Genomic DNA, 12090 nt, shown 5'->3' on the forward strand with positions numbered 1-12090 from the left:
GATACGCGAATCAAAACTGCCGAATACGCAGATTGCGGGTATCGATATCATTACGTGTGGCGCTGATCGCCCATTTCTTGCCGGCAATATGGTACATGCGCGTGCTGAAGGCGATCGTGTCATTGATGTAGAACACGGCAATGGAGTCCTCAATAATCACTTTCAGCGCAAGCGTGTCGGATAATGGCGTAGTTATCCCGCTTTCCGGCTGACTGGTTGGCAGCGCATCGATGCCGGCGGTATAGAAAAGGACCTTATTGGTCTTTTTATTAAACACGACGTTGACCGGCGCGTTTTGCGGGATATCGTCGCTCATGCCGAAGCTGAAAATAGCGCCGTTGCCGGTGAGGCGCAGATCGCCGCTAATTTCGGTAGTGCCGGTCAACGGCGCAAATACCCGGCTGCTGATTTCGCCGAACGAGGCGGCGCTGTGGGTCGTCGCGACGGGGTGTAATACGCTGGCCTGAGGGACTTTTTGTGCGAAAGCCGCCTCCATTTCCTGCGGCAGCCTGGTGTGCAGTTGGCCGTCGGTCGCGGCCGTCAGTTCATGAGCGATAAGGTTGCCCGCCCAGTCGGTGGTGCCTTTATTGTTTTCATCGGCTTTGGTCGGCACCCAGCCGAAAACAAACAGACGTTTGTTCTGTTCCACCAGCTTGCCGGCGTAGAGTCCGGCGCCGTCAAAATAAAATTTTTCCGGTTTAACAAAGGGGCCGTTGGGGGATTCCGCCATACGGTACTGGGTCTGGCGATGCGGCCATTGGTCGCTGAAGCTGAGATACCAGCGGCCGTTGAAGTTAACCAACGTCGGACATTCCAGATTGGCGTCATAGCTGGGGGTGTCATTGCGAAACAGAACGCCTTCGTCGCGCCAGGCGGTCAGGTTATCGGAGGTGTATTTGACAATTACGCCCGCGCCATTTTGACGGGTGGTAATCAGCATCCAGTAGCGGTTTTCCTCAGGAATATAGACCACATGCGGATCGCGGAAATCGCTTGCCCGATAGTTTTTGCCGGGGAGGAAGGTATCCTTAGGGTGCTTGGTCCAGTTGCGCATATCGTTACTGGTCGCATGCATAATCGACTCTGCCGGATAGACGTTCTGGTTATGCGCGGTGTACCAGGCGTGATAAACACCGCCGACTTTAATCACCGAACCGGTGCCCAGCAACAGTTCCGGGCTATCGAGATCGTTGATATAGGGAATCACTTCGCCCAGATTTTTATAATGATACAAATTCTGGCTTTCCAGCAGATGCCAGGCGTGTACGCCCAGATCCTTGCCGCCGCGAACGTCATTAAGGTGAAAAACGTAAAACCGGTTATTTTCGGAAAAGGGCATGGGGTCGCCGATATAGGAGCCGGGGATGCGTGGAAAAAACGCGCTTACCTCACTGGGTGTCCCGGTTTCGCTGGCCGCCGGGTTGCTCTGAGCCGGCGGCATTGAGTAGGCGGTATTCAGCGATGTTATCAGCAGCATCAGTATCGCCGTGGAAATGTTGTTGGGTCTGAACATGATGTTCTCTCTTGTATGGAATAGTTATTTTCACAGGGGCATAGGAATCAGAAACTGTATTCAACGCCGACCACGGTAAACGGATTCCAGGAATGGCCGTCATTGGCCCATTGGCCGTGCGACTTGGTAAACTGGGCTTTGAATTCGCCATAAAGACGCAGGTTGTCGACAATGGGGTAGCTGGCGGTGGCGCCGATGAAGTGATATTTGCCGCTGTAGAATATTTCGGATCTGTTGGCGTCATTATAAATTTTGTCATTGCCAAATCCGACATACACCGACGTCAGCAGGGGATACCAGTTGCGCCATAATCCGGCGCTTATTTTCCACTCTTCTTCGATAATATTTCCCCAGAATTTGCGCGCCTGTTTATCCCAGGAATAATAAGGACGCAGATAAATGCCTAAATCCGGATTCACCCGATATTGCAGCGAGGGTTCCATTTCCATGGAATGGTGTTCCAGATCGTTATTATTCGAATCGTTACTTTGTGGTTGATATTCGCGGAACACGTAGCCGGAGACCGACCACTTATCGGTCAGACGGGATTCGCCCCACAATTTCAGCCGGCCTTTCCAGCGTTTTGTCGCGCTTTCAGTGCCGCCCAATACTTCGATGCCCCAGTTGCCGCGGTAAAATTCGTTGATTTTGCCGATATACATCTCGTTGATGGTGTTGGTACCGCTATAGTCCTGATTAGAAAACTGACCTTTATAATTATCTTCGCGGGCGTTCCAGTAACCAAAATACCAACCCGGTAATTCATCATGCCGTAACCAGGCCTGAATCAGCGCCAGCTTGAATTTGCCGCCGTTTTTGCTGTTGTCTTTCCAGCGCGTGTCGTCAATTTCAATTTTACTGCCGATATTTCCGTGCAGGCCGCCCGCGTCCAGCGAACTGTCCACGGTGTTCCAGTGCACCGACTGTTGCTCCTGAGAGATGCGGGCGATATCCACATTCTCCGCTTGATAATCATTCGCCGCGGTCGCCTGCCCGGTCGTCCCCAGAGAGGCTACCCCGGCGCTGTCGGTTGTGCCGCCGGATGACACGCGCTGTTCCGCGGCAGGCGGTTCCTCGGTTGTTGCCGCGGCGGCCTGACCGGCAAGCAGCGCCATCGAAATGCAAAAATAGGTATTTTTCATCGCGTATCATTCTCGTTGTCATTATTGATAGGGAGATAACATCTTTGCTCCAGCTACACGGCAAACCGTGTTAGTTAACGTTAACATCACGCCATAAAACAGGAGAAGATCAGGGATGATGGATTTATGATGTTAATCACAATGGTTAACGTTAACATTGGTTTTATGCGAGCGACATCATGTTTATTATTTAAACTTATTATTTTTGCAGCCGGCGGCCTGAATATACGTAGAATCAGCCGCGTGGGCGGCACGACGCCGTTAGCGGTTGCCGCCGGTCGGTTGGTCTCCTCGCACGAGGGAAACACAAATGATTCAGTCAGCGATGTTCACCCACGGGACATCGTCGTTGTCGGATATAAAGTAGGGAAAGGACGGTATGGCTTCTTTAAAAGATGTGGCAAAACTGGCGAATGTTTCTCTGATGACGGTATCCCGGGCGCTTAACAGCCCGCAATCGCTGAAGGCGGAAACCTATCAGCGCGTCAAACAGGCGATTGAAACACTTAACTACGTTCCCGACCTGTCGGCAAAAAAAATTCGCGGCGCCAGAGCAACGCCGAAAACCATCGGCGTACTGGCGCTGGACACCGTCACTACGCCGTTTTCGGTTGAAATGACGCTGTCGATTGAAGAGACCGCCCGGGCGTACGGCTGGAACAGCTTCGTCGTCAATATGTTCGAGTCAGACTGCGTGGATGACATCGTTGACCTGCTGCTGTCGCACCGTCCTGCCGGGATCATCTACACCACGATGGGGCTGCGTAGAGTACCAGTGCCGAAAAAGCTGCTCAGCCTGCCGTGTGTGCTGGCGAACTGTGAAAGTGAGCAAGACAAGGTCGCCAGTTACATACCGGATGATGAGCAGGGGCAGTATGACGGCTTTCACGCGCTGCTCAGCGCGGGCTACCGTAAGCCGCTGTGTATCCATCTGCCGCAGGAGCGGCTGGCCAGCGGTCGTCGGCGTCAGGGCCTGGAGCGCGCCTGCCTTGATTTTTCCCTCGATCCGCAACAGATCTGGCAGCATCATCTGCGGCTGGGTGACGAGCACTATATGGATGCGGTGACTATCGTCGAGCAATATCTGCATCGCGGCAAACCGCTGTTCGATTCGGTGGTGTGCGGCAACGACAGGGTGGCGTTTCTGGTCTACCAGACGCTGCTGTCAAAGGGCATTCGCATTCCTGATGACGTCGCGGTGCTGGGCTATGACAATCTGGTGGGGATCGGCGATCTGTTCCTGCCGCCGCTGACTACGGTACAACTGCCGCATTACGAAATTGGCCGACAGTCCACTCTGCATATCATCAATCGTCTGGAAAACCACGATATCACTAAAATCGCCAGTCCATTGCTGCGCCGGCGCTCCCTGTAACCTGACGGCCAGGGCAGGCCGTTCGCCAGCGCGCCCGACCGGCGCGATGGGTTGCCGCTGGCGCAGGGTTAGTCATTGACCATAATAGCGTGCTTTTTCAGCAGCCCCCGCAGTTGATGATAGGTCAGGCCCAGCAACTCGGCGGCTTTGCGTTGATTAAACCGCGCCTGCTTCAGCGCCTGATCGATAAAGTCCTTTTCCTGTGTGAGCTGCCACTGCTTCAGATCCAGCGGTAAATCCGGCCGCGGGCGCTGTACGGCCGTTGTGCCGGGTTGGGTTTCCGGCGCGGAAGAAGGCTTCTGGAAAGGATTGAGGATAATGCTGTCCAGCGCCCGATCGCTGCTGCCGTGCCGGTACACTGAACGTTCAACCACATTCTTCAATTCACGGATGTTCCCCGGCCAGCCATAGTTCAGCAGCGTGTCGCGAGCGTGCGGCGTGAAGCCGGGAAACAGCGGCAGGCGTAATTCGCGGCACATCTGAATGGCAAAATGCTCCGCCAGCAGCATGATGTCCTGCTGGCGTTGGCGCAACGGCGGCAGTTGCACCACGTCAAACGCCAGCCTGTCCAGCAGGTCGGCGCGGAATTTCCCGCTGGCCGCCAGCGCGGGAAGATCGTCATTGGTGGCGCACACTAGCCGGACATCCACCTGAAGTGACTGACCGCCGCCGACGCGCTCCAGCACGCCATATTCAATCACCCGCAGCAGTTTTTCCTGTACCAGCATGGGCGCGGTCGCCAGTTCATCCAGAAAAAGCGTCCCGCCGTCGGCGCGCTCAAAGCGGCCCAGATGGCGTTTCTGCGCGCCGGTAAACGCGCCCGCCTCATGACCGAACAGCTCGGAATCCAGCAGATTTTCATTCAGCGCGGCGCAGTTCAGGGAAATAAACGGCCCTTGCCAGCGGGGAGAGAGGTAGTGCAGGCGGCTGGCAATCAGCTCTTTGCCGGTGCCGCGTTCGCCAATCACCAGCACCGGCTTGTTGAGCTGCGCCAGTTGCGAAACCTGTTCCAGCACTTCAAGAAAGCTGTTGGCTTCGCCGAGTAAATTTTCTTTTTCCTGCGCCATCGGTTTCACCCTGTTATTTTTACTAATAATTAGCCTATTTGACTAATCTAGCGGGTATTGAAGAATAGTCAAAATTATTCAGGTCATATCTTTCAATGAGTTAGAGGAAAATTGAAATTGGCACGGTTATTGATATAGGTATAACCATATCGCTGCTCGCGGGTGGTGATAATCAATCAGGCGTAATCAGACGCTGGAAATCATTAAGAGGATTGGATTATGGGTATTTTTTCTCGTTTCGCCGACATCGTGAACGCCAACATTAATTCATTGCTGGATAAGGCTGAAGATCCGCAAAAGCTGGTGCGGCTGATGATTCAGGAAATGGAAGATACGCTGGTTGAAGTACGTTCGACCTCTGCACGCGCGCTGGCGGAAAAGAAACAGATTGCCCGCCGTATTGAGCAGGCTCACACGCAGCAGGCGCAGTGGCAGGAAAAAGCGGAACTGGCATTACGGAAAGATAAAGACGATCTGGCCCGCGCCGCTTTGATTGAAAAACAGAAACTGACGGACCTGATTACGCTATTGCAGCACGAAGCGGAAAATGTGGAAGAGACGCTGGATCGCATGAAGCGCGAAATTGGCGAGCTGGAAAATAAACTGAGCGAAACCCGCGCCCGCCAGCAGGCGTTAACGCTGCGTCATCAGGCTGCGTCCTCATCGCGCGATGTGCGTCGTCAACTGGACAGCGGGAAACTGGATGAAGCCATGGCGCGTTTTGAACAGTTCGAACGCCGCATTGATACGATGGAAGCGGAAGCTGAAAGCGTGGGTCTGGGAAAACAAAAACCGTTGGATCAGCAATTTGCCGAGCTGAAAGCCGATGATGAAATCAGCGCGCAACTGGCGGCACTTAAAGCTAAAGTTAAATCAGCAGAATAAACCGGGCCGGCTGTCGCCAAGGGTGGCGGCAGCCATAACGGCGAACATAATAATTTTAAGGAGACACGATGAGTGCTTTGTTTCTTGCCATACCGCTGACCATTTTTATGCTGTTTGTGGCACCGATATGGCTTTGGCTACATTACAGTCAGCGCAAGCAAAACAATGCTCAACTGGGACAAAGCGACATGCAGCGTCTGACGCGACTGACCGAAGATGCCCGCCGTATGCGCGAACGCATTCAGGCGCTGGAAGAAATTCTGGACGCGGAACATCCGGACTGGAGAAAATCGTAATGAAAAATACATGGTCGGGTAAAACCTTATATCGCATACCGGAAGAGGGGATGCTGAAAGGCGTCTGCGCCGGGTTGGCGCGTTATTTTGATGTACCGGTCAAATTGCTGCGGGTGATTGTGGTGCTGTCGATGTTCTTCGGCCTGTTCTTCTTCACCATACTGGCTTATATCATTCTCAGCTTTATTCTTGAGCCGGCGCCGGCGAATAGCTACCGCGATGCGTCGCCGCAGACGCCGAATCAGTTGCTGAATGATGCCGATGCCACCCTGAACGCCAGCGAGCAGCGCCTGCGCAATATTGAACGCTATGTCACTTCCGATACCTTTGGCGTCGAGAGCCGCTTTCGCCAGCTTTAAACGTTTTACCTCTCTGCAACGGTAATGCTAAATATCCGCTAAGCGTGCGACGCCGATGTTATTAAAAAATAATATCGCGTCGCGCCTTACTTTTTCGCCCCAGACGGCCGTCGGCGTCAGGTTTGTGAGTCTCCCTGATTTCGTGTACAAACGCATCATTGGTTTCAACTAAATAAGGTGCTTCATGGATGATTCAATGTGGGTGATCGGCTTATGGCTGTTGCTGATTTACATCATTTTGATGCCGTTCGTGGTGTTGGTGGCGTATAAGCGCAGCTTGCGTAATCAACAGCGGACCGAGCAACTGGCGCAAACGGTGGCGCAGTTGCGCTCGGATCTGACCCGTATATCGGCGCAGATTACTCAGCCGCCGCATCAGGCTTACTCACCCTCATCGCCGGGCGCGACAACGTTATCACCCATGACGTCGGCGCTGGCCGAGGCCGACGCCGCAACACAGCCGGTTATCCCGTCAGCCGACGTCGACGCGGCGCCGGTAAAAGAAGACGCCTCGTCATCTGCGGATAACGTCTGGCGATCCGCCTCATCCGAGTCGCATTCAGGTCTGTTTTCCTCTCTGGCGGGCTGGCTGCTGCAAGGCAATCCGCTGGCGAAGATAGGGATCCTGTTGCTGTTTTTCGGCCTGGCTTACCTGATGAAGTTCAGCATTGAGCACGACATACTGTCCATTGAGTGGCGTCTGGGGATCGCGGCGTTAATCAGCGGCGGGCTACTGGCGTTCGGCTGGTGCCTGCGGCGCCGGCAACGGCTGTATGCGCTGATATTACAAGGCGGGGCGGTCGGCGCTTTGTATATCACGATATTTGGCGCCTTTAGGCTGTACCTGCTGTTGCCCTATACCCTGGCTTTTGCCCTGCTGCTGGCGGTTTGCGCCGCCAGCGTCGGACTGGCGGTGTTGCAGCGTTCCTTAAGCCTGGCGATGTTAGCCAGCATCGGCGGTTATTTGGCGCCGATCCTGCTGTCGCAGGGAAGCGGCGACCATGTGGTGCTGTTTTCCTATTATCTGCTGTTGTCGCTGGGTATTCTGACCATCAGCGCGCGCCAGTCCTGGCGGGAGCTTAACCTGTTAGGGATGATTTTTACCTTTGGCGTGGCGACGGTTTGGGGGGCGGAGCATTATCAGCCGGCGCACTACCTCAGCAGCCAGCTATTCCTGATTGTCAATATTCTGATCTTCGGCGTCGGCGCGCTGCATTTCTCGCTGCGCCATCAGCCTGTGGGCAAACAGATCGTCGATGGCCTGCTGCTGTTTGCTCCGCCGTTAATCGGCTTTGGCATGCAGTATCTGATAACGCAGCCGTGGACCTATGGTCCAGCGTTATCGGCACTGGGCTACGGCCTGTTTTATCTGTCGTCGGGAATATATTTCCGTCGCAAAACGCCGCGTTTAGGGCTGTTTTCATTGGCGTTGAGCGCCTGTTTTCTGACGCTGTCCGTGCCGCTGGCCTTTTCCGCGCAATGGACGTCAATGACCTGGCTGTTGGAAGGGTTGTGCGTCTTGTGGGCGGGACTGTACCAAAACCAGCGGCGCATGGGATGGAGCGGGGCGGCGATTATGCTGCTGGGCGTGCTGTCGGCCGGCTATGCGCTGTTTTTCACGTCGCTCACGGTTCTATCCTTCCTGTTTATCTTCGGTATTCTGGCGATGACCGCCCTGTGCACCAGCCTGTGCTGGCGGCGCTATCGTCAGGTGGAAACGCATTGGCGCGCATTCAGTCGCATCTTCTTTATGCTGGGCATCGCGACATGGCTTGGCTGGTTGCTTTATGCCGTCGATCGGGCGCTGAACGCCTACGTCGCCGCATTCTGGCATGGCAGCGAGTTTATGCCGCCCTGGCGCACGCATGCGTTGCTGTTCCCCCCATTGCTTCTGCTAACCATCGCCTTGTCCGCGTTGATATGGCATACCGCGGGGAGACGTCTTAACTGGGCCGCGCTGCGCTACAGCGGTGGGTTGCTGTGGGGCGCTATACTGCTGGCGGTGTTGCAGCAATTTCTCGGGGCGGAATATCGGCAGTTGCCGCTACTGAATATCGGTGAACAACTTACGGCGCTGGGAAGCTGGCTGGCATGTTTCGCCATCGCCTACCGGTTGCTTTATCGCGATGAAATCTCGCTGCCAATCCGACTGACGCAGGGTTTTCATCTGTCGCTGTTCTGGATGTGGGTGAGTTTTCTGTTTCTGATGGCGTCACAGTATCTGTATCCGCTGATCCCGCCGCAGGTGGAAGAAGGCGCGCCGCTGCTGACGATCGTGCTGCTATCGGCCATCGTCATCGCGCTGGCGTCGCCAACACGGCATCGGCTGTGGCCGCTGACGCGGTGGGCGCCGTTGTATAACCGCACGGGGCTGGTGCCGTTGGTCGCCATTCTGTTTACCCTGCTGGGGAACGTCAACCTAATGGACGGGCAGTGGAACAGTGACCAGGCGTTTTATATACCGCTGTTTAATCCGCTGGAAGCCGGCATGGCGCTGGCGCTGGCTGCGTTGGTCATAGGATATCGCCGGATGATAACGGCGTCGGCGCAGAATGCAGGATTAAGACGTCGTTGCCGTTTCGCGCTATGGTTATTAGGTTTCTGGCTGCTCAACGGGATGCTGTTGCGTGCGCTGGCCAGCTATACCCCGATCCCCTGGTCAGCCGACGCCCTGTGGGATTCGCGACTGGTACAAACCACCTTCGCGCTGCTATGGACGCTTTCCGCGCTGATCGGCATGGTGTGGTCAACCCGACGCCAGCAGCGCGGCGGCTGGTTGGCCGGGGCGGCGTTGCTGGGCGTGACGATAGTCAAACTATTTTTAGTGGATAGCGCGGTCGGCGGCGGACTGGCGCGGGCGGTGGCCTTTATCGGCGTCGCGATCCTGATATTGATTGTCGGCTATTTTGCCCCCTTGCCGCCGAAACAGCGCTCGAGCGCCTCTGCAATATAAAGACAAGGCATACAGGAGTCAGAGTTTATCCAATGAAGCGATTACAAAATGAGATTAATTCGCTGGTTAACCGCGGCGTGGATCGCCATCTGCGGCTGGCGGTTACCGGATTGAGCCGCAGCGGGAAAACGGCCTTCATTACGGCATTTGTCAATCAATTGCTGAATATACACAGCGGCGCCCATCTTCCGCTATTTTCCGCCGTACGTGAAGGGCGGTTGCTGGGCGCCAAACGCGTTCCGCAGCGCGACCTCGGCGTTCCGCGATTTGCCTATGATGAAGGGATGGCGGCGCTTTATGGATCGCCGCCCGACTGGCCGACGCCGACGCGCGGGGTCAGTGAAATCCGTCTGGCGCTTCGCTACCGCTCCAATGACTCGCTGCTGCGGCATTTTAAGGATACTTCCACGTTGTATCTGGAAATTGTGGATTACCCCGGCGAATGGCTACTGGATTTACCGCTGCTGGAACAAACCTACCTGAGCTGGTCGCGCCAGATGGCGGGGCTGTTGCAGGGCGACCGCGCCGAGTGGGCCAAACCCTGGCTGGCGCTGTGCGAAAAACTCGACCCGCTGGCGCCGGCTGATGAAAACCAACTGGCGGCCATTGCGCAGGCTTATACCGATTATTTAGTCCGCTGCAAACAGCAAGGATTACATTTCATCCAGCCGGGACGCTTTGTGCTGCCGGGGGATCTGGCCGGCGCGCCGGTGCTGCAATTTTTCCCGTGGCCGCAGATAGATAAGCTGGGTGAGGCTAAGCTGGCGCAGGCGGATGTCAAAACCAATATCGGTATGCTGCGCCAGCGTTTCGACTATTACTGTCAGTCGGTGGTGAAAGGGTTTTATAAACATTACTTTGTGCGTTTCGACCGCCAGATTGTGCTGGTGGATTGCCTGCAACCGCTGAACAGCGGCATACATGCCTTCAACGATATGCGGCTGGCGCTCACCCAACTGATGCAAAGCTTTCATTACGGCAAACGCACGCTGTTCCGGCGTCTGTTCTCTCCCTGTATCGATAAACTGATGTTCGCCGCCAGCAAATCCGATCATATTACCGCCGATCAACATGCCAACCTGGTGTCGTTGCTTCAGCAACTGGTGCAGGAAGCCTGGCAGAACGCCGCGTTTGAAGGGATTAGCATGGATTGCGCCGGTATCGCCTCGATCCAATCGACGCAAAGCGGCGTGGTCGAGCATCAGGGGCAGAAAATACCGGCGCTGAAAGGCAACCGCCTGAGCGACGGCCAGCCTTTGACGGTTTACCCCGGCGAAGTGCCGGCCCGTTTGCCTGGCGCGGCGTTCTGGCAGGCGCAGGGATTCCATTTTGATGAATTTCGCCCGCGTGAAATGACCGTGGACACGCCATTGCCGCATATCCGTCTGGATACGGTGATGGAGTTTTTGTTGGGAGATAAATTGCGATGAACGAACCACTGAAACCGCGCATGACCTTTGATAAAGCATCGCCTGCGGAACCTCAACCTCAGCTACGCGCCAACGTCGCCTTCGATGAGCAGGATGCGGAACACTTTTCACCGGTCAGCCGCGAACAGGAAGTCCCTGAAGAAGGCGCCGCGGAAGCGGTCGTCAATGCGGCTTTACGCCCTAAACGCAGCCTGTGGCGGCGCATGGTGATGGCCGGGCTGACGCTGTTTGGCGTCAGCGCCATCGCCCAGGGCGTGCAGTCGCTGCATAATTCCTGGATACAGCAGGACTGGATCGCGTTGGGCGGGATTACGGCAGGCGGTTTGATTGTGGTGGCGGGCGTGGGATCGGTCGCCGTCGAATGGCGGCGTCTTTATCGTTTGCGGCAGCGGGCGGAGGAGCGGGATATTGCCCGCGATTTGCTGCACAGTCACGGTATTGGCCGCGGGCGTGAATTTTGCGAAAAACTGGCCCGTCAGGCGGGGCTGGATAATGGACACCCCGCGTTACAGCGTTGGCAAGCATCGCTACATGAAACGCATAACGACCGTGAAGTGATTGAACTCTATGCCCGGTTGGTTCAACCGGTGCTGGATAGTCAGGCAAGGCGTGAAATCAGCCGTTCGGCGGCGGAATCGACATTGATGATCGCCGTCAGCCCGCTGGCATTGGTCGATATGGCGTTTATCGCCTGGCGAAATTTACGGCTGATCAATCGCATTGCCGCGCTGTATGGCATCGAGCTGGGTTACTTCAGCCGTATCCGTCTTTTTCGCTTGGTGCTGCTGAATATTGCTTTTGCCGGCGCCTCCGAACTGGTGCGGGAAATCGGCATGGACTGGATGTCGCAGGATCTGGCCGCCCGGCTGTCGGCCCGGGCGGCGCAGGGCATCGGCGCGGGTTTGCTTACCGCCCGGCTGGGCATCAAGGCGATGGAGCTGTGCCGCCCGCTGCCCTGGCTGGATGACAAACCCCGCCTGGGCGATTTTCGCCGCGAGCTGATAGGGCAGGTGAAAGAGACGCTGCAAAAAAACCGCTAGCAGATGTGACGCGTTGCCCGCCGCCGGCTG

At 55.8% G+C, this 12090-nt stretch carries 10 protein-coding genes; 7 read left to right on the forward strand and 3 right to left on the reverse strand.

Features of this window, described 5'->3' with window-relative positions; genetic code table 11:
* Positions 1–10 precede the first annotated feature (10 nt).
* Both HOY33_RS06430 and HOY33_RS06435 read right to left on the reverse strand, forming a co-directional pair.
* Positions 11–1513: a glycoside hydrolase family 32 protein gene (locus HOY33_RS06430; protein WP_172289371.1), complete on the reverse strand. Its 1503-nt coding sequence runs from the start codon at positions 1511–1513 to the stop codon at positions 11–13.
* Between the two features lie 47 nt (positions 1514–1560).
* Positions 1561–2655, reverse strand: coding sequence for an OmpG porin family protein (locus tag HOY33_RS06435; RefSeq protein ID WP_172289372.1), 1095 nt, complete (start codon positions 2653–2655; stop codon positions 1561–1563).
* A 379-nt stretch (positions 2656–3034) separates the two neighbouring features.
* Here HOY33_RS06435 and HOY33_RS06440 point away from each other — a divergent pair, with 379 nt between their 5' ends.
* Positions 3035–4030: a LacI family DNA-binding transcriptional regulator gene (locus tag HOY33_RS06440; RefSeq protein WP_172289373.1), complete on the forward strand. Its 996-nt coding sequence runs from the start codon at positions 3035–3037 to the stop codon at positions 4028–4030.
* 68 nt (positions 4031–4098) lie between these two features.
* Here HOY33_RS06440 and pspF read toward each other — a convergent pair whose 3' ends face one another.
* Positions 4099–5097 carry a phage shock protein operon transcriptional activator gene (pspF, locus tag HOY33_RS06445; RefSeq protein ID WP_172289374.1) on the reverse strand — a complete coding sequence of 333 codons (999 nt, stop codon included), beginning with the start codon at positions 5095–5097 and terminating at the stop codon, positions 4099–4101.
* 219 nt (positions 5098–5316) lie between these two features.
* Between pspF and pspA the strand changes: the two genes are divergently transcribed.
* The 6 genes from pspA (at position 5317) to HOY33_RS06475 (ending at position 12060) form a co-directional block, all read left to right on the forward strand.
* Positions 5317–5982 (forward strand): phage shock protein PspA, encoded by a 666-nt coding sequence (gene pspA, locus HOY33_RS06450; protein WP_172289375.1) that lies wholly within the window; start codon positions 5317–5319, stop codon positions 5980–5982.
* A gap of 68 nt (positions 5983–6050) precedes the next feature.
* Positions 6051–6278: an envelope stress response membrane protein PspB gene (gene pspB, locus HOY33_RS06455; RefSeq protein ID WP_172289376.1), complete on the forward strand. Its 228-nt coding sequence runs from the start codon at positions 6051–6053 to the stop codon at positions 6276–6278.
* Positions 6278–6637: an envelope stress response membrane protein PspC gene (gene pspC, locus HOY33_RS06460; RefSeq protein ID WP_172289377.1), complete on the forward strand. Its 360-nt coding sequence runs from the start codon at positions 6278–6280 to the stop codon at positions 6635–6637. The genes pspB and pspC overlap by 1 nt, the downstream gene beginning before the upstream one ends.
* 184 nt (positions 6638–6821) lie before the next feature.
* Positions 6822–9590 (forward strand): DUF2339 domain-containing protein, encoded by a 2769-nt coding sequence (locus HOY33_RS06465; protein ID WP_253906937.1) that lies wholly within the window; start codon positions 6822–6824, stop codon positions 9588–9590.
* Positions 9591–9622: 32 nt separating this feature from the next.
* Entirely contained in the window at positions 9623–11020 is a 1398-nt protein-coding gene (locus HOY33_RS06470) for a YcjX family protein (RefSeq protein ID WP_172289378.1), read from the forward strand.
* Positions 11017–12060 (forward strand): YcjF family protein, encoded by a 1044-nt coding sequence (locus HOY33_RS06475; RefSeq protein WP_172289379.1) that lies wholly within the window; start codon positions 11017–11019, stop codon positions 12058–12060. The genes HOY33_RS06470 and HOY33_RS06475 overlap by 4 nt, the downstream gene beginning before the upstream one ends.
* Positions 12061–12090 lie beyond the last annotated feature (30 nt).

Origin of the sequence: Brenneria sp. hezel4-2-4 (genome assembly GCF_013155275.1) — a bacterium.
Taxonomy (GTDB): Bacteria; Pseudomonadota; Gammaproteobacteria; order Enterobacterales; family Enterobacteriaceae; genus Brenneria.